The sequence below is a fragment of the Duganella aquatilis genome (genome assembly GCF_009674565.1).
GTDB classification, from domain to species: Bacteria; Pseudomonadota; Gammaproteobacteria; order Burkholderiales; family Burkholderiaceae_D; genus Rugamonas; species Rugamonas aquatilis.
Map to the genome: position 1 here is coordinate 103,195 of NZ_WKJL01000008.1, position 18,240 is coordinate 121,434.

Sequence of the window (18,240 nt, forward strand, 5' to 3'; positions counted from 1 at the left end):
CTTGTTGAGATGACCCAGTGTCGCGTCGCCAGCGCCGGTTTGCGTCGCAAATGATGATTTGGCACCCGCTACGCGACGGTTTTGGCCTGTTCGCGGAACTCGCCCGGCGTCATGCCGGTCGATTTTTTAAAAGCCCGGTTCATCGCGCTTTTACTGTTAAATCCTGCGATCAGCGCCAGGTCGAGGATGCTGGCGCTGGTCTGCTGCAGGGAGATTTTGAGCGCTTCGACACGATAACGGTTCAGGTAATCGGCAAAATTGGCGCCGCAATGCTGGTTGATCAGCTGGGACAGTTCGTGTGGCGTCATCGCCACCTGGGCTGCCAGGTCTTCCAGCTTCAGATCGCCATTGCGGTAAGGCTGGTCGCGCTCCATGCAGGTGGTCAGGCGTGCCAGGAAAGCGTCGCGGTCGGTTGTGGATAACTGTTTGTCGGCGTAACGAGGCTTGGGTGGCGGCAGCGTTTGCGGACGATAGCCCAGCGGCAATCGCATCGCGGTATAGGCGGTGGCGAACACGAAGAGCATCAGCGCGCCGCCATCGACCGCTTCGACCGATAGCGGCAGGTCGGCGTCGACGGCCGCCATGACCACGGCCGCCACGCTCAGGACCGCGCTGAGCAGCCAGAGGCGCATCAGCCGGCGCAGGTCGGCCACCAGCGCCGAATCAGCCGGCACGCGCCGCACCAGCCGGTAGCCGGCGCGCAGGTAGAAGAACAGGATCAGCAGTTTGGCCACCGCCGCCAGCGCCAGATACCATGGCCAGCCGTGCCACTGGCGCATCCAGGCCAGTTTTTCGTCGGCCGAACGCAGGTAGAAAGGCAGCATGGCGAGCGTGGCGACCGCGAACGGGACGAAATGCAGCCATGCGCGCCGGCCCAGCGGCTGGTCCGACAGCATCGCATGCAGGTAGAGATACAGCAGCGGCCCCACCGCCAGCCCCAGCGTGACGATGGCCAGCGCGCTGTGCGGATAGTCGCGGTACAGATGATTCAGCCCCAGCCAGGCATGACCGATGATTGCTGAAAAAATCAGCAGCAGCGCCGACAGCAAGCGGTTGGCGGTGCGCATTTCCGGCTGGCGCGGGTTGAGCAGCGCGATGCTGAGAAAAATCGCCTGGGCGATGGCTGCCAAAAACAGCCAGGAAATGATTGTATTCACCATGATACAAATGCTGACATTTTTTATAACTCAAAGCAATTACAATTCACTCAATATTGCGGAGGGTGGAACGATGAAAACTGTGGGTGCGGTGGGTCTGTCGTTGGCGCTGGTCTGCGCCGCCGGTCATGCGGCGGTGTTGCCGAACAAGGCGGCCGAACCGTTGGTGAGTGAAGCCAATGTGCTGGTCGCACAGGGCAAGTATCAGGAAGGGATCGCCAAATTCCAGGAGGCCGCCAAGGCCGATCCGGCCGCCTCTGTGCCGCTGGCAGGCATCGCCAATGTGCTGTTCAAGGCCTCGTTCAACGCCAAAGGCGATGCGGCGGCCAGGCTGCGACAGCAGGCAGAGAGCGTGGCGCGGCAGGCACTCACGTTGGGCGCGGACGATCCGCTGGCGCAGGAAGTACTGCGCAACCTGACCGACGACAAGCCGGCGCCGCTGCACATGCCGAACCAGGCGGCATGGAAGGCGATGCAGGAAGGCGAAGTGCTGTTCCAGTCGAACAAGCCGGAAGAGGCGCTCGCCAAATACGATGAGTCGTTGCGGCTTGACCCCCTGTATTCCACCGCCGAAGTAAACGCCGGCGACTGCTTCTTCGTGCAGAAGAAGTGGCCGGAAGCCGAAGAACGCTTCCGCAAGGCCACCGAGATCGAACCGCTCAACGGCCAGGCATGGCGCTTCCTGGCCGATGCGCTGGGATGGCAGGGCAAATGGTCGGCCTACGAAACGGCGCTGTTCAACGGCGTTGCGGCACAGCCGAACCAGTTGCCGACGTGGGACAAGCTGGCGTCCTTCCGCAACAAACAGGGTTATCCGCTGACGGCGCTGAACCTGAAGCGCAGGTCGCGCGTGGTGCTGGACCCGGAAAGCGGCAAATTCACCATCAAGCTCGATTCCGACTTCACCGGCGCCGGCAAGCAGGTGCCGGACGGTGCGCTATGGCTGGCGGTGGCGCAGTATGAAATCAATGCGCGTAGCAAAAACCAGCAGGAGAAAGTCGCGGACCAGCCGTTTGCGATCGAAGTACAGGCCTGGCGCGCCGGCCTGGCCATCATCGATGAAACGGTGGCCAATGGCGGCGCGGATATCAGCGATCCCGCGCTGCTGAATCTCCGCATGCTGGCCAAAGACGACCAGCTGGAGGCAGGGCTGATGCTGCTGGCTTACCGGGAATCCTGGCGCGCCGAATTCGAAGCGTGGAAAACTGCGCACCCGGACGGTATCCGCAAGTTCGTCAACACCTACGCCATGCGTCCTTAAACCGCCTGTACCAGGTAGTCGATCAGTGCGCGCACTTTGAGCGCAAGGTGGCGGCCGGGCGTGTAGACGGCGTGGATGCTGCCGGTGTAGGGATCGTCAAATTCCCAATCCGGCAGCAGCAGTTGCAGGCGTTCCGCCTCCAGCGCCGCGCGGGCGGCAAAATCCGGCACCAGGCCAATCGCGCCGCCAGCCTCGGCGAGCGTGACGATGGCGGCGCTGTTGTTGATGGTCAGGCGCGATGCGACATGGATGTCGACCTGTTCATCGCCGCGTTTCATGCGCCAGTCCGGGCCGAAACTGCCGTAGCCCAGATAGCAGCAGGCGTGCGACGGCAAATCGTCCGGCGCAGCAGGCGCGCCATGCCTGGCGAGATACGCCGGCGACGCCACCAGCACATAGCGCATCGCGCACAGCGGCCGCGCGGCCAGCCCCGGCGACAAATCGCGGGCGATACGGATGGCCAGATCGACGCCGTCTTCGGCCAGGTCCACGGTGCGGTCGATCAGCGTCAGGCGCACATCGACTTCAGGATACTGCGCAAGAAAATCCGGCAGGCGCGGCGCCAGCCAGGTCAGGCCGAACACCACCGGCGCGCTGACGCGGATCACGCCATTCGGCCGCGCACTGTAGCTGCCGGCCATGGCGTGCACTTCGCGCGCGGTGCTCAGCATCCGCGCGCAGGCGGCATGCACCTGCTGCCCCAGTTCCGTCAGCGACAAGGCGCGCGTGGTGCGCAACAGCAGCCTGCCGCCGAGATGCGCCTCCAGCCGCGCCACGTGGCGGCTGACGGCGGAGGTGGTCACGCCCAGGTGCCGCGCCGCCGCTGAAAAGCCGCCTGAGTCCACCACCTGGGCGAAGATCGCCATTTCCTTCAGCATGTCCATTGAGCGTCCTGTTCGTTGCGCCTGCATCAACAAGCCTTTGCATTTTAAGCGGATTGTGGATTTTTTGGCGCAGGTCGATACTGGAATTTTCAAGGAGACGTGATGGATTACACCACTTACCGCACCGACGGCCAGGGCGGCTTGCGCCGGGTACAGACCGCGGCGGCGCCGTTGCCATCCGATGGCGTGCGCGTCGCCGTGCGCGCCGTCGGCGTGAATTTTCGCGATGTCTATGTCATCCGGGGCAACCGCTACCGCGCGCCGGCGGTGGACCAGGTTCCGATGACCGACGCCGCCGGCGTGGTGGTGGAGGTGGGCAGCGAGGTGACGCGCTTCAAGGTCGGCGACCGCGTGTGCTCGACCGTGCTGCCCAACTGGATCGACGGTCCGTTGAGCGCGCACGGCATGGCGCGCTCCACTGCGGTATTGGCCGAGTACTTCGACGCCGGTGAAAACGATGTGGTGGCCGCGCCGCCGCACCTGAGCGATATCGAAGCCGCCACCTTGCCGGTCGCCGCGCTGACCGCATGGCATGCGGTGGCGGAACTGGGCGTGGTCGGCGCGGGTGACACGGTGGTGGTGCAAACCACCGGCGGGGTCGCGGTGTTTGCGATGCAGTTCGCGCAGGCGCTGGGCGCGCGCGTGATTGTCGTCTCGCGTTCGCGGGACAAGCTGGAACGCACGGGCGCCTGGGCCGCCATCAATACCGAAACGACGCCGGAGTGGGATCAGCAAGTGCTGGCGCTGACCGGCGGCCATGGCGCGCGGCTGGTGCTGGACATGGGACTGGACGATTCGCTGCGCCGCTCCGCGCGCGCCGCCGCGTATGAAGGCACGGTCGCCATCATCGGCGTGGTGCAGCAGCAGACCAATCCGCTCGACATCTACACGGTGATGAACAAGAACCTCAACGTGCGCGGTGTGGAAACCGGCTCACGCGCCATGTTCGAGCGCATGAACCGCTTCATGGCGGAGCACGGACTGCGGCCGCACATCGACAGCGTGCACGATGACGTGGATGCGGCGCTGGACCGGATTGCGTCCAGCCCTTACGGCAAAGTGGTGCTCAACCCTCGGTGTTAATCGCCCACAGGCCCGGCAGGTTGCGCCAGTAGCCGTAGGCATCCATGCCGAAGCCGACCACGAAGCGGTTCGGGATGGTGATGCCGACAATGTCGGCCTGCACCGGCTTGGCCTTGCCGATCGCCTTGTCGGCAAACACCGCCAGGATCACTTCCTTGGCGCCCATGTCCAGCAGGCGCTGTTTGACGTGGGCCAGCGTTTCGCCTTCGTCCAGAATATCATCCAGCACGATCACGGTGCGGCCGCTGACGTTCGAACGCGGCACCACTTTCCATACCACTTCGCCGCCCCTGTCCTCGTCGCCGTAGCGGCTGACGTGGATGTAATCGAATTCCAGCGGGAAGGTCAGCTGCGGCAGCAGGTTGCCGGTGAAGACCACGGCGCCGCCCATCACGCCCAGCACCAGCGGGAATTCCTCGCTGTCCGGCCGGTCGTAGCGGGCGTTGAGGGTGTCGGCCATCGCGGTGACGGCGTTGTCGACGTCCTGCTTGGTGTACAGTTCTTCGGCGCTCTGCATCAGCGCGCGGGCGCGGTTGTGGTGGAAGTCTTGCATGATATTTTTGTTAAACCAAAACGTGAAGGACGATATTATCCCTCAATTAGTCGTAATCACGCACATCCGCGATCACCTTGCCGTCGTTGGGCAGGCTGCCGATGGCGACAAACTGCACCTCGCCGCGCAGCTTGGTCAGCTTGCGGATCGATTCAACGATGTCCACGCTGCTGGCGCTGGCGGGATCGGCGACCTCGCAATGCAGCGTCATCATGTCCTGCGCCACGCGTCCTGACACCACCAGGCGCGCCTTCACAATTTCCGGATGACGGCGCGTGACGTCATGCACCTGCGATGGATGGACGAACATGCCGCGCACCTTGGTGGTCTGGTCGGCGCGTCCCAGCCAGCCCTTGATGCGGGTGTTGGTGCGGCCGCAGGGCGAGGGCGCGGCGTCGGTCAGGATCGCCGACAGGTCGCCGGTGGCGAAGCGGATCAGCGGGTAGTCGGGATTGAACACGGTGACCACCACTTCGCCCACTTCGCCCGCAGGTACGGGCTCGCCGCTGCCGGGGCGGACGATTTCCAGGATCACGTCTTCATCCAGCACCATGCCGGGATCGCGTACGCCGCCGCTGCGCGTTTCGTAGGCGATGTTGCCGATGTCGGCGGAGGCGTAGACCTGCAGCACACCCGGCAAGCCATGCTCGCCGAACCAGGTGCGCAGCGATTCAGGCAGCGCCTCGGCGCTGACCAGCGCATGCCTGATGCTGCTGATGTCGGCGCCCATCTGCTGCGCCTTCTCGATGATGATCTTTAAAAACGATGGCGTGCCGACGTAGGTATCCGGCCGCAGCGCCTGGATGGCCTGAACCTGCATCTCGGTCTGGCCGCTGCCGGCCGGGATCACCGCGCAGCCGATGCGCGCGGCGCCGCCTTCGACCATGAAAGCCGCCGGCGTGAAATGGTAGGCGAAACAGTTTTGCAGCAAGCCGCCGGCACGCACACCGGCCGCGTACATGGGCCGTGCGAAACGCCACCAGTCCTGGCCGCGTCCTTCCGGATCGAAGATGGGACCGGGCGACATGTAGACCCGCGCCAGCTGCCCCACCGGCGTGGTGTTCAAGCCGCCGAACGGCGCCTGCCGCGTTTGCAGGTCGTGCAGGTCGGACTTGCGCGTGACCGGCAGCGTGGCCAGTGCGGCGCGGCTGCCGATATCCGCCGCGTTGACGTCCTTGAGGATGCGCGACCATCCGGCCGCCGCCTTGGCGCGCGCCACCAGTTGCGGCAGGCGCGCCATCAGTTCGCGTTCACGTTGATCGGGCGGGCGGGATTCCAGGCTGTCCAGGGTATCGGCCATGTTCAGAGTCCTTGTATTTCGCGTTGCAGCTTCTTGGTCAGTTTGGCGAACACCAGTTCGTAGGAGCGTTGCAGCAGTTCGGCCGCTTCCGCATCGCTGACCGCTTTCGGATCTTCGATGTAGACCCAGCGGGCGCGCGCCAGGTAGGGCGCGGGAATGATGCCGGGACGGTCCGTCAGTTCCAGGAAGCGGTCGTCATCGACCTTGAAGCTGATGCCACGCTTGCTGCCGTCCGCGCCGGTGACGGCGAACATTTTTTCGCCGACCGAAAACACCAGGTTGGTTTCCCATTTGATGTCTTCCGTTGCGCCGGGCAGTTTGCGGCAGTAGGCCATGGCCTTGGTGAGATTCATTGGATTCCTTATGCCAGCCAGCGCTTGCGGCGCCTGTAAAATTTCATGTCGCGGAAGCTCTTGCGGCCGGCGCCGGAGACGCCGAGGTAGAACTCCTTGACGTCTTCGTTGCAGGACAAGTCGGCCGCCGCGCCTTCCATCACCACGCGGCCGTTTTCCAGGATGTAGCCGAAGTCCGCATAGCGCAAGGCGATGCTGGTGTTCTGTTCGGCCAGCAGGAAGGAGACGTTTTCCTTGCTGTTCAAGTCCTTGACGATGCCGAAGATTTCTTCAACGATTTGCGGTGCGATGCCCATCGACGGTTCGTCCAGCAAAATCATCGACGGCCTGGCCATCAGCGCGCGGCCGATGGCGCACATCTGCTGTTCGCCGCCGGAGGTGTAGCCGGCCTGGCTGCCGCGCCGCTCGCGCAGTCGCGGGAAGTAGTGATAGACCTTTTCCAGCGATGCCTTCAGTTCCGAACGGGAGGCGTTGCGCGTGTAGGCGCCCGTCAGCAGGTTTTCTTCGATGGTCAGGTGGCCGAAGCAGTGGCGGCCTTCCATCACCTGCGACAGGCCGCGCTTGACCAGTTCATTCGGCGTCAGCTGGTCGATGCGTTCGCCCTTGAACTGGACGTCGCCCTTGGTCACGTCGCCACGCTCGCCGCGCAGCAGCGTGGAGATGGTCTTCAGCGTGGTCGACTTGCCGGCGCCGTTGGCGCCCAGCAGCGCGACGATCTTCCCTTGCGGGACCTGCAGCGACACGCCTTTCAGCACGAGGATGACGTGGTCGTAGATAACTTCCACGTTATTCACAGACAGATACGGCGTCATCATTTCGCGCAGGCCGGCGTGATTTTCTTCTCGGCCGCATAGGCTGCGGAGCTTTCCTCCAGCAGCTGGCGGGTCAGCGCCTTGTCGCCCACGATCCAGTTGGGCGTGACGGCATTCCACTTCTTGCCGTCCCACTGCTGCACCTTGACCGCGCCGGAGCCTTCATGATCGTCGCAGCTGGTCTTCACCACCGGCAGCATGCCGAAGGCGCCGATGGCTTTCTGCCGCGCCTCGTCCACATTCAGGTTCTCCAGGCCCCAGCGCATTTGCTCGCCGGTGATGCGCTTGCCCTTGCCGAATTTCTCCTGCGCGGTGCGGATCGCCTCCACCCACAGGATCGCCGCGCTCACGCCGCGCATGTGGTACACGCTGCCGATGCGCGATGCGTCGGCCATATTGCCCTTGCCGGCGTCGTAGAGTTTTTTGCGGATCTCATCCAGCACAGGATAATTGCCGGGCGTGTTGAAGGTCATGGCGCTGTAACCCTTGGCAGCATCGCCTGTAGGTACGGTATCTTCTTCCGAACCGGCCCACCACACGCCGAGGATTTTTTCGCGCGGGAAGCCGTTGCGCTGCGCGGTCTTGATGGCGACCGCGTTCATCGATCCCCAGCCCCACAGGATCACATGATCCGGCTTGGCCTGGCGGATCTGCAGCCACTGCGACTGCTGCTCGCTGCCCGGAGGCGTGACGGGGATCTTGATCAGTTCAAAGCCATATTGTTTCGACAGCGCCTCCAGCACCGGCAAGGGTTCCTTGCCGAACGCCGAGTCGTGATACAGATGCACGATCTTCTTCCCTTTGAGCCTGGCCATGCCGCCCTCCTTGTCGCCGAGGTACTTGATCATCGCGGCGGCCTGGTTCCAGTAACTGGTAATCAGCGGGAAGACATAGGGGAAGACCTTGCCGTTGGCGGCATCCGAACGGCCGTAGCCGATCATCGTCATCGGGATTTTGTCGACGGCCAGGCGATCCAGAATGCCGTAGGCCACGCCGGTGGACAGCGGTTCGACCAGCGTCGCGCCGCCGTTCTTGGTTTTCAGCCGCTCATAGCACTCCACGCCGCGCGACGGGTTGTATTCCGTCTCGCACTCTTCCCATGAAATCTTCACGCCGTTCACGCCGCCGGACAGATTCACGAGGTTGAAGTAGTCGATAATCCCGCCATAAAAGCCGGAACCGCCCGCCGCATAAGGGCCGACGCGATACGAGGGCAGGGCGATATACTGTTCCGCAGGCTGCGCGATGGCCGCGCCGCTGGCGGCCAGTAACAGCACTGCGACGAGGGATGCAAAGCGTTTCATAGACTTGTCTCCTGTATTTTTTTAGTGAGGGAACGGCCACAGACGCAATTTCTCTTTACCTATTTGCCACAAACGCGCCAAGCCGTGCGGCTCGACGATCAAGAAGAAGATAATCAGCGCACCAAACACCATCAGCTCCAGGTTGGAAGCAACGCTGGTCGGCAGCGCAAGGCTGTGCGCCACAATGTTCAGCAGCACCGGCAGCAGCACGATGAAGGCCGCGCCGAGGAAGGAGCCAAGCACCGAACCGACGCCGCCGATGATAATCATGAACAGGATGCGGAACGACAGATCGAGGTTGTAGGCTTCCGGCTCCACCGTGCCGAGATAGGCATACGCATACAGCGCGCCGGCCACGCCGCAGTAGAACGAGCTGACGGCAAACGCCAGCAGCTTGGTGCGCATCAGGCGGAAGCCGATCACTTCGGCCGCCACATCCATGTCGCGCACCGCCATCCACGAGCGGCCGACGTTGGAGCGGATCATGTTCTTGGCCAGCAGCGCCATCACCGCCACCACGGCCAGCACCAGCAGGTATTTGCTGGCCGGCGTATCGAAGACATAGCCGAGGATGACGATGGGTTGCGCGGTGATGACGCCGGAAGAGCTGTAGTTGGTCAGGTAAGGAATCTTGGTCAGGCACCAGACCACGAAGAACTGCGTGGCCAGCGTGGCGGCGGCCAGGTAGAAACCACGAATCCGCAGCGACGGCAGCCCGAAGGCGATGCCGACCAGCGCCGCGCTCAAGCCGCCCAGCACAAACGCCAGCAGCACCGGCAGGCCGGGAATGCGCAGGATGAAGTTATACGAAGCGAAGGCGCCCACCGCCATGAAGGCCGCCGTGCCGAGCGACAGCTGGCCCGCGTAGCCGGTCAGGATATTCAGGCCGATCGCGGCCAGCGAGAAAATCAGAAACGGTATCAGGATCGCCGACAGCGCATAGGGCGACGCAAGCAGCGGCACGGCGACAATCGCCACCGCCATCAGCGCCAGCAGCGCAATGCGGTCCTGCAGAATAGGGAAGATCTGGCCGTCGGCCTGGTAGCTGGTCTTGAACTGTCCTGCTTCGCGATAGAGCATGGCTCAGATTCTCCGGATGATTTTTTCGCCGAACAGCCCTTCGGGCCGCACCAGCAGGAACAGCAAGGCCAGCACGTAAGGGAACCAGCCCTCGATGCCGCCGCCGACTATCGGTCCGATGTAGACCTCGGCCAGTTTTTCGGAAGCGCCGATAATCAGCCCGCCGACAATCGCGCCCGGCATCGAGGTGAAGCCGCCAAGGATCAGCACCGGCAGCGCCTTCAGCGCCACAAACGTCAGCGCGAACTGCACGCCATTGCGCGCGCCCCACAGCATGCCTGCCACCAGCGCCACCAGTCCCGCCACTGCCCACAGCACGGCCCAGATGCGTTGCAGCGGGATGCCGACCGCCAGCGCTGCCTGGTGATCGTCGGCGACGGCGCGCAGCGCGCGGCCCACTTTGGTTTTCGAGAACAGCAGGGCCAGCGTGGTCACCAGCAGCCCGCACACGGCGGCGGCCATGATGTCGAACTGCGAGACCAGGATGTTGTAGTTGTCCATCAGGTACTGCGACGGCACGTCTTCTATCGGCAGCTCCAGCTTGCGTACCTGCGCGCCGAACACCAGCTGCGCCAGGCCTTCGATGAAGAACGCCAGGCCGATGGTCGCCATGAACAGCGTGATTTCCGGCTGGTTGACCAGGGGCCGCAGCACCACGCGTTCGATCGCGAGGCCGAGCAGTATCATCACCGCCACGGTGATCGGCAGCGCTATCCACAGCGAGGCGCCCAGCTTGTCCATCACGCCCACGCAGGTCAGCGCGGCGAAGTACACCATCGCGCCCTGCGCGAAGTTGAACACGCCGGATGCCTTATAAATCAGCACAAAGCCGATCGCCACCAGCGCATACATCACGCCCGACAGCAGGCCGCCAATCAACACCTCGAAAAAGAAGTTCATCAGCATCCCACCCCAAGGTAAGCGTTGATCACATCCTGGTTGCCGCGCACCTCGTCCGGCGTGCCGTCGCCGATTTTCTTGCCGTAGTCGAGCACCACCACGCGGTCCGAGATATCCATCACCACGCCCATATCATGTTCGATCAGCACGATGGTGGTGCCGAATTGATCGTTGACGTCGAGGATGAAGCGGCACATGTCCTGCTTTTCCTCGACATTCATGCCGGCCATGGGTTCGTCCAGCAGCAGAATCTCCGGCTCGGCGGCCAATGCGCGGCCCAGTTCCACGCGCTTTTGCAGGCCGTAGGGCAGGCGGCCCACCGGCGTCTTGCGGATGGCTTGAATCTCTAAAAAATCGATGATCTCTTCGGCCTTGATGCGGTGGGCGATTTCCTCGCGCCGCGCCGGTCCCCAATACAGCGCCTGCATCAGGAAATTGGATTTCATCTTGAGGTTACGGCCGGTCATGATGTTGTCGAGGACCGTCATGCCCTTGAACAGCGCGATATTCTGGAAGGTACGGGCGATGCCGGATTTGGCGGCGGCGTGGCAGTCCATATTCCTGCGCACTTCGCCGCGATAGACGATTTCCCCCTGCTGCGGGCGATACACGCCGTTGATCACGTTGAGCATCGAGCTTTTGCCGGCGCCGTTCGGGCCGATGATGGCGCGGATCTCATGCTGGCGCACGTCAAAGGAAATGTCGGTCAGCGCCTTCACACCGCCGAACGACAGCGAGATGTTTTTCAGGTCGAGGATCACCGGTCCCGTTTCGCGCTGCGCCGGCGTGGTGCCGAAATGCGCCTCTGGTTCGTTCATTTGCATGTGCACCTCCCGCCTCTGTTATGCCGCCGCCCGCAGGGCAGGATAGGTCTTGCAGGATTCGATCTTCAGGTCCGCCGCCACCATGCCGGTGCGGCCGTCTTCAAACTTCACCAGCGTTTCAATGTGCTGCGCGGCCTTGCCGCCGTAGAGCGCATCGATCAGTACCGCATACTTCTCGGCGACGAATTTGCGGCGCACCTTGCGCGTGCGGGTCAGCTCATCGTCGTCCGGGTCCAGCTCCTTGTGCAGCACCAGGTAGCGGTGGATCTGCGTGTCGCTCATCGCGGCTTCCGCGGCCAGGTCGGCGTTGACCTGTTCGATGCAGTCCTTCACCAGCCCATACACGGCGGGATGCGCGGCCAGGTCGGTGTAGCCGGAATAGGCGATGCTGCGGCGTTCCGCCCAGTTACCCACAGCCTCCATATCGATATTGATGAAGGCGCACACCGCGTCGCACCGGTCGCCGAACACCACCGCCTCCTTGATGAAGGGGAAAAACTTGAGTTTGTTCTCGACGTAGTTGGGCGCGAAGATGGCGCCGCTGTTCATGCGGCCGACATCGGCGGCGCGGTCGATGATCTTCAAGTGGCCGTCGCTGTCGAACAGGCCGGCGTCGCCGGTGTGGAAGTAGCCTTGCGCATCGATTGCTTCGCTGGTGGCGTCGGGACGCTTGTAGTAGCAGGCCATCAGGGTGGGCGACTTCACCAGCACTTCGCCGTTGTCGGCCAGCTTGACCTCGACGCCGGGCGCCGGCAGGCCGACGCTGTCGAACTTGATCTGGCCATCCGGTTGCAGACAGATATAGGCGCAGGTTTCGGTGGAGCCGTAGAACTGCTTCAGATTCACGCCGATGGAGCGATAGAAGCGAAACAGATCCGGTCCGATCGCAGCGCCGGCCGTGTAGGCGACGCGGATGCGCGACATGCCCAGCACATTCTTCAGCGGGCCATAGACCAGCGCCTTGCCCAGCGCGTAGCGCAGGCGGTCGCTCAGCGGCACCGGCTTGTTGTCTAAAATTTGAGCACCGCAGCGGCGCGCCACGCTCATAAAGTAGTGGAACATGCGGCGCTTGATGGCGCTGGCGTCCTCCATCCGTATCATCACGGTGGTCAGCATGTTCTCGAACACGCGCGGCGGGGCGAAGTAATAAGTAGGGCCGATTTCACGCATGTCGGTCATCACGGTCTCGCCGGATTCGGGGCAGTTGACGGTGAAACCGGCCGTCATCGCCTGCGCGAAGGAGAACAGGCAGTCGCCCACCCACGCCATCGGCAGGTAGGACAGGATGTCTTCCTGATCGGTGAGGCGTTCGAAGCCGACGCCGCCCGTGCCGGCCGCCGTCAGCGCGGCGTGGGTCTGGCACACGCCCTTGGGCTTGCCGGTGGTGCCCGAGGTGTAGAGGATGATGGCGTTGTCGCTGCCCCGGCCTTCGGCCACGTTGGCTTCGAAAAAGCCGGGATGCGCCTTGTCCCAGGCGCGGCCCAGTTCCTGCAGCCGGGCGAAGGACAGCAGGCCTTGCTGCCGGTAGTGACGCATGCCGCGCTCGTCGTCATAGGCGATGTGGCGGATGTGCAGGTATTGGGATTGCAATTCCAGTAACTTGTCGACCTGTTCCTGGTCTTCAACGATGGCATACTGGATTTCGGCGTTTTCCAGCACGTAGGCCATGTCGGCGGCTGGCGCATCCTGGTACAGCGGCACCGGCACGCCGCCCAGGCATTGGGCGGCCAGCATCGACCAGTACAGGCGCGGGCGGTTGTCGCCGATGATGGCCAGGTTCATGCCCCGTTCGAAGCCGAGCGCCGCCAGGCCGCAGGCGAGGGCGCGCACTTCGTCGTTGACCTCGGCCCAGTTCCAGGTCTGCCAGATGCCCAGGTACTTTTCGCGGAACGCGGGTTTGCCGGGCCGGATCTGGCCGTGCGCGAGCAGTCGCCGAGGAAAGGTCTCGTGTTCGTTTTGCACCAGTGTCTCCTGTTGCTGTTTTGTTTTTTTGTGTGATGATATTAGCCTGCCGCGAGGAGGCAGGTTGTCTTTTCGACGACAATTCACGGACTTTTCTATGGTGCATCGCAAAAATGTCTGATCGAGATCAAATTACTTTGAGGGAAGCATTGCGCTCCGCGATCTGGGCGAAAGACCTGACGCCGGAACAAATGGCGCGCGTCGAGGCCGACACGTTTGAAACCTTTGTGCCCAAAGGCGGTTATGTCTGCCGCAAGGGAGAAATGGTCGAGAATTGGCTGGGCATTATCGATGGCATGGTGAAGATGAATAATTTCTCTTCCAGTGGCAAAAGCGTGACATTTACCGGCGTGCCGACCGGCGGCTGGTTTGGCGAAGGCACGGTGTTAAAAAACGAAACACTGAAATATGACGCCATGGCGTTGCGCGACAGCCGTATCGCACGCATGCCGGTCGCGACATTTATGTGGCTATTGGATAATAGCCTGCCTTTTAGCCGTTTCCTGCTGATGCAATTAAACGAACGTCTCGGACAGTTTATCGGCATGGTCGAAAACGATCGTTTATTGAATCCGGATACGCGGGTGGCACGCTGCCTGGCGTCTTTATACCATTCGCATTTATATCCCAGCCTGGAGAAAAGCGTACTTATATCGCAGGAGGAGTTGGGATTATTATCCGGAGCCTCCCGTCAGCGCGCGAATCAGGCTTTGCAACTGCTGGAAAAGCAAGGACTGCTCAGTCTAGATTACGGCGGTATTCGCATCTTCGACCTGGAAGGATTACGGCGTTATGAGGCTTAGCAGGCTTTTTTTTCGCCAGAGTATGCTAATAATTGGCATATACTCGCCAATTTCCGGCACGTGCAAGGTCGATGAAGGCTCTCAGCTTGGCCTGCTGCTGGGTGCGCGCAGGGAAGTAGAGATATAGTCCGGACGTTGGCGGAATAAATGACGCCAGCGTTTTATGCAGATGTCCTGTCGCCAGATCGGCGGTGATTTCCATTTCAGGCAGATAAGCCAGTCCTTGTGATTGGCGGCAAAATTCGGCGATTAAAGCCGTATCGTTGGCGATTAATCCACCGCCAGTCTCTACTTCGAAATCCTGGCCATTGCGCGAAAAGCGCCAGCGATGTAAAGCACCCGAACCGGTAAATCGATAACGGATCGTTTGTCGTGTAATTAACTCTTCCGGCGTCTCCGGGTGGCCATATTCTGTAAAATAATCGGCCGAGCCTACGACGCACCATTCCAGTTCCGGCGTCAGCTGCACCATGACCATATCCTGGGCGACAGCCTGTCCCAGCCGTATGCCGGCATCGAAGCCGCCCGCGATTAAATCAATAGCGCCGTCATCCAGCGATATATCCAATGTTATCTCCGGATATACACGGTGAAATTGCGGAACCAGCGTTTTTAAAACCAGTCGGCCCAGATTGCGCGGTACGGTTAAACGCAGCGTGCCTATTGGTTTGTCGCGGTAGGCATTCAAGGCGGAAAAAGCGTCGTCTATTTGCGACGTTGCCGAACGCAGTTGCGCATATAAGGCTGCGCCTGCCTCTGTCAGCGCCACGCTGCGCGTTGTGCGTTTGAACAAAACCACGCCGTGACGCTGTTCCAGCATCTTGATGGCCTTGCTGGCGGCCGTGGTGGTGATGCCTGTTTTTGCGGCAGCAGCGCTGAAACTGCGCTGCTCGGCCACCGCCAAAAAGGTGCGGACGCCGTCGAGGGAAGCTGTCTTCATGATATTGATTGTGAACTTATAGTTCACAGAGCATATCAGCTGACGCTCTTTAAGATCACAATCGTCCCGCCTAAGATGGCCGTTTCAATCCACGGAGGACATCATGTTTTCTTTGCAAAACCAACGGGTACTGGTCACGGGCGGCACCAAAGGCGTAGGTCGGGAGGTGGTGGCGCTGATGCACGCCGAAGGCGCCCGCGTGCTGACCACCGCCCGCAGCCCCGGCGATCAGCTGCCGCCGGGCGTCATCTTTATTGCGTCCGACCTGAGCACGGCGCAGGGCTGCGCCGCCGTCGCGCAGGCGGTACAGGAGCAGTTGGGCGGCGTCGACCTGATCGTCCACGTGGCGGGCGGCTCCAAGGCGCCGGTTGGCGGTTTTGCCGTGCTGGACGATGAAGAATGGGCGCAGGCGCTGGATTTCAACCTGATGCCATCCGTCCGCCTGGACCGGGCGCTGCTGCCAGCCATGCTGGAGCAGGGCAACGGCGTGATTATCCACGTCACCTCGATCCAGAGCCGGCTCCCGCTGCCGGAGTCGACTACCGCTTACGCGGCGGCCAAGGCGGCGCTGTCCACCTACAGCAAAAGCCTGTCGAAAGAAGTCAGCCCCAAGGGCGTACGGGTGTTGCGCGTGTCGCCGGGCTGGATCGAGACCGATGCCGCCACGGCTTTCGTCAACGATTTGGCCGCCAAGGCCGGCACCGGCTATGAAGCCGCGCGCCAGGGCGTGATGCAGGCGCTGGGCGGCGTTCCGCTCGGCCGTCCGGCCCAGCCGCGCGAAGTGGCCGGGTTGATCGCCTTCCTGGCCTCGCCGCTGGCGGCCGGCCTTACCGGCCAGGAATACGTCATCGACGGCGGCACTATTCCTGTGGCCTGAGCGCCCGCCGGAGGGAAGGCATTCGGAGTATCATAGCGACAAGCTATGCCGCAGTAGCGGCGCACGGAATTTGAACCCTGCCATGCATACTCCAGACCCTTCCCAAGTCGCCGAGCGCCTCGCGTTGTTGCGGGCCGCCATGCGTCAGCTGAACATCGACGCGCTGATGATTCCGTCGGCCGATCCGCACCTGTCCGAATACCTGCCGGAGCGCTGGCAGGGCCGCGAATGGGCCACGGGTTTCACCGGCTCGGTCGGCACCTTCATCGTTACGCCGGAATTCGCCGGCCTGTGGACCGACGCCCGCTACTGGACTCAGGCCGAGCAGCAGCTGGCCGAAACCGGCATCCAGCTGATGAAACTGACCTCGGGCGCCAGCGTCCAATATGTGGACTGGCTGGCCGGCCACCTGAAATCCGGTCAGACCCTGGCCGTCGACGGCGCCGTGCTAGGCCTGGCCATCGCGCGCCTGCTGCAAACCGCGCTGGACGCCAAGGACGTCAAGCTGCGCACCGATCTCGATCTGCTGCAGCAGGTGTGGCAAGGCCGCCCGGCGCTGCCGGCCGCGCCGGTGTACGAGCATCTGCCGCCGTACGCGTCGAAAAGCCGCAGCGGCAAGCTGGCCGACCTGCGCGGCGCGATGCAGCAGGCCGGCGCCAACCGCCATTTGATCTCGACGCTGGACGATATCGCCTATTTGTTCAACTTGCGCGGCGCCGACGTCAACTTCAACCCGATTTTCCTGTCGCACGCGCTGGTCACGCCGACCCGCGCCACGCTGTACGTCGCCGATGGCAAAATTTCGCCTGAACTGCGCTCCGCGCTGGCCGACGAAGGCATCGAGGTCGCGCCTTACGAATCGGCCGCCGCGGCGCTGGCCGCGCTGCCGGCCGACAGCACGCTGCTGCTCGATCCGCGCCGCGTCACCTACGGCACGCGCCAGTGGATACCGGCCAAGGTCAAAGTGGTCGAAGCGATCAATCCGACCACGCTGGCCAAATCGCGCAAGAGCGAACAGGACGCCATTCACGTGCGCGCCACCATGGAGCAGGACGGCGCCGCGCTGTGCGAATTCTTCACCTGGCTGGAACAGACCCTGTCCAACCCGGACCGCGATCCGCTGACCGAAGTCGACATCGACAGGCACCTGACCGCCGCCCGCGCGCGCCGCCCCGGCTTCATCAGCCCGAGCTTCGCCACCATCGCCGGCTTCGGCGCCAACGGCGCCATCATGCATTACCGCGCCACCGAGGCGCGCCACGCCACCATCGAAGGTAACGGCCTGCTGCTGATCGACTCCGGCGGCCAGTACCTGGGCGGCACCACCGACATCACGCGCGTGGTGGCGGTCGGCCGCATCGGCGACGAGCACCGGCGCGATTTCACGCTGGTGCTGAAGGGGATGATCGCCTTGTCCGCCACCCGCTTCCCGCGCGGGACGAAATCGCCGATGCTGGACGCCATCGCCCGCGCGCCGCTGTGGGCCGAGGGCCTGGACTTTGGCCACGGCACCGGTCACGGCGTCGGCTACTTCCTGAACGTGCACGAAGGCCCGCAGTCGATTTCGCCGTCGGCCATGCCGGAGCCGCACACCGCCATGGAGCCGGGCATGATCACGTCGATCGAACCGGGCCTGTACCGGCCGGGCCGCTGGGGCATCCGCATCGAAAACCTGGTGCTGAACCGCGCCGCCGGCCAGACCGAGTTCGGCGAGTTCCTCAACTTCGAAACGCTGACGCTGTGCCCCATCGACACGCGCTGCATCGAACCCACGCTGCTGCGCGACGATGAAAAGCGCTGGCTGAACGATTACCACGCGACGGTGCGCAAGCGCCTGTCGCCACTGCTGTCCGGCGACGCGCTGGATTGGCTGACCACCCGTACGGAGACCTTATGAGCGGACGCGCAACCCGAGCCACATCAGCGATAGACCGCCTGAAACGCCGCACCGGCAACGAAAAATACTCGATGTCGGTGACCGGCAGCGGCCACTTCTTCCTGGCTGAAGGCGCTGGCAATCCGCCGCTGTGCGCGCCGATGGAGCTGGACGACTTCGTCGCCTTCGTCAACAGCATCGCCCCGCTCGCGCCCAAGCGCGTGAGCAAACTGGATATCGCCTTCGAAAAACAGCTGGTTAAAAAATAAGG

General features: G+C 62.8%; 18 protein-coding genes. 6 read left to right on the top strand and 12 right to left on the bottom strand.

All coding sequences use genetic code 11. The annotated features are described in order from the left end of the window. Positions 1-68: 68 nt before the first annotated feature. Positions 69-1,160, bottom strand: a complete 1,092-nt coding sequence (locus tag GJ698_RS13175; RefSeq protein ID WP_154358077.1) for a helix-turn-helix transcriptional regulator — start codon at positions 1,158-1,160, stop codon at positions 69-71. A gap of 70 nt (positions 1,161-1,230) precedes the next feature. On the opposite strand from GJ698_RS13175, the gene GJ698_RS13180 reads away from it, so the two are divergent. Continuing rightward, positions 1,231-2,418, top strand: coding sequence for a tetratricopeptide repeat protein (locus GJ698_RS13180; RefSeq protein ID WP_166454859.1), 1,188 nt, complete (start codon positions 1,231-1,233; stop codon positions 2,416-2,418). Here the strand turns inward: GJ698_RS13180 and GJ698_RS13185 are convergent. Continuing rightward, positions 2,415-3,302 carry a LysR family transcriptional regulator gene (locus tag GJ698_RS13185; RefSeq protein ID WP_229259969.1) on the bottom strand — a complete coding sequence of 296 codons (888 nt, stop codon included), beginning with the start codon at positions 3,300-3,302 and terminating at the stop codon, positions 2,415-2,417. The two genes, GJ698_RS13180 and GJ698_RS13185, sit on opposite strands and share 4 nt — an antisense overlap. A gap of 102 nt (positions 3,303-3,404) precedes the next feature. Between GJ698_RS13185 and GJ698_RS13190 the strand changes: the two genes are divergently transcribed. After that, complete coding sequence (locus GJ698_RS13190; RefSeq protein ID WP_154358079.1) at positions 3,405-4,385, top strand: zinc-dependent alcohol dehydrogenase family protein; 981 nt, start codon at positions 3,405-3,407, stop codon at positions 4,383-4,385. On the opposite strand, the gene GJ698_RS13195 is transcribed toward GJ698_RS13190, so the two are convergent. The 9 genes from GJ698_RS13195 to GJ698_RS13235 are packed head-to-tail and all read right to left on the bottom strand — an operon-like array spanning position 4,369 to position 13,476. Then, the gene (locus GJ698_RS13195) at positions 4,369-4,938 is read right to left on the bottom strand and encodes a hypoxanthine-guanine phosphoribosyltransferase (RefSeq protein ID WP_154358080.1); all 570 of its coding nucleotides are present in this window, start codon (positions 4,936-4,938) and stop codon (positions 4,369-4,371) included. The genes GJ698_RS13190 and GJ698_RS13195 overlap by 17 nt on opposite strands. 46 nt (positions 4,939-4,984) lie before the next feature. Continuing rightward, positions 4,985-6,238: a phenylacetate--CoA ligase family protein gene (locus GJ698_RS13200; protein ID WP_154358081.1), complete on the bottom strand. Its 1,254-nt coding sequence runs from the start codon at positions 6,236-6,238 to the stop codon at positions 4,985-4,987. Between the two features lie 2 nt (positions 6,239-6,240). Beyond that, positions 6,241-6,591: an MmcQ/YjbR family DNA-binding protein gene (locus tag GJ698_RS13205; protein ID WP_154358082.1), complete on the bottom strand. Its 351-nt coding sequence runs from the start codon at positions 6,589-6,591 to the stop codon at positions 6,241-6,243. A gap of 8 nt (positions 6,592-6,599) precedes the next feature. Next, positions 6,600-7,403, bottom strand: a complete 804-nt coding sequence (locus GJ698_RS13210; RefSeq protein WP_154358156.1) for an ABC transporter ATP-binding protein — start codon at positions 7,401-7,403, stop codon at positions 6,600-6,602. Continuing rightward, a complete protein-coding gene (locus tag GJ698_RS13215; RefSeq protein ID WP_154358083.1) occupies positions 7,403-8,707 on the bottom strand; it encodes an ABC transporter substrate-binding protein in 1,305 nt (434 codons plus the stop codon). Before GJ698_RS13215 ends, GJ698_RS13210 begins: the two co-directional genes overlap by 1 nt. Before the next feature lie 21 nt (positions 8,708-8,728). Then, entirely contained in the window at positions 8,729-9,787 is a 1,059-nt protein-coding gene (locus GJ698_RS13220) for a branched-chain amino acid ABC transporter permease (RefSeq protein ID WP_154358084.1), read from the bottom strand. 3 nt (positions 9,788-9,790) lie between these two features. Next, a complete protein-coding gene (locus GJ698_RS13225; protein WP_208023817.1) occupies positions 9,791-10,687 on the bottom strand; it encodes a branched-chain amino acid ABC transporter permease in 897 nt (298 codons plus the stop codon). Continuing rightward, complete coding sequence (locus tag GJ698_RS13230; protein ID WP_154358086.1) at positions 10,687-11,511, bottom strand: ABC transporter ATP-binding protein; 825 nt, start codon at positions 11,509-11,511, stop codon at positions 10,687-10,689. Before GJ698_RS13230 ends, GJ698_RS13225 begins: the two co-directional genes overlap by 1 nt. Before the next feature lie 18 nt (positions 11,512-11,529). Next, the gene (locus tag GJ698_RS13235) at positions 11,530-13,476 is read right to left on the bottom strand and encodes an AMP-binding protein (protein WP_154358157.1); all 1,947 of its coding nucleotides are present in this window, start codon (positions 13,474-13,476) and stop codon (positions 11,530-11,532) included. A gap of 110 nt (positions 13,477-13,586) precedes the next feature. Between GJ698_RS13235 and GJ698_RS13240 the strand changes: the two genes are divergently transcribed. Next, positions 13,587-14,276, top strand: coding sequence for a Crp/Fnr family transcriptional regulator (locus GJ698_RS13240; protein ID WP_154358087.1), 690 nt, complete (start codon positions 13,587-13,589; stop codon positions 14,274-14,276). Positions 14,277-14,301: 25 nt separating this feature from the next. On the opposite strand, the gene GJ698_RS13245 is transcribed toward GJ698_RS13240, so the two are convergent. Next, entirely contained in the window at positions 14,302-15,243 is a 942-nt protein-coding gene (locus GJ698_RS13245) for a LysR family transcriptional regulator (protein ID WP_371865291.1), read from the bottom strand. A 76-nt stretch (positions 15,244-15,319) separates the two neighbouring features. On the opposite strand from GJ698_RS13245, the gene GJ698_RS13250 reads away from it, so the two are divergent. The 3 genes from GJ698_RS13250 (at position 15,320) to GJ698_RS13260 (ending at position 18,238) form a co-directional block, all read left to right on the top strand. Further along, complete coding sequence (locus GJ698_RS13250) at positions 15,320-16,093, top strand: SDR family oxidoreductase (RefSeq protein WP_154358088.1); 774 nt, start codon at positions 15,320-15,322, stop codon at positions 16,091-16,093. An 82-nt stretch (positions 16,094-16,175) separates the two neighbouring features. Then, positions 16,176-17,990 carry an aminopeptidase P family protein gene (locus tag GJ698_RS13255; protein WP_154358089.1) on the top strand — a complete coding sequence of 605 codons (1,815 nt, stop codon included), beginning with the start codon at positions 16,176-16,178 and terminating at the stop codon, positions 17,988-17,990. Continuing rightward, positions 17,987-18,238 carry a hypothetical protein gene (locus tag GJ698_RS13260; RefSeq protein WP_154358090.1) on the top strand — a complete coding sequence of 84 codons (252 nt, stop codon included), beginning with the start codon at positions 17,987-17,989 and terminating at the stop codon, positions 18,236-18,238. Before GJ698_RS13255 ends, GJ698_RS13260 begins: the two co-directional genes overlap by 4 nt. Positions 18,239-18,240 lie beyond the last annotated feature (2 nt).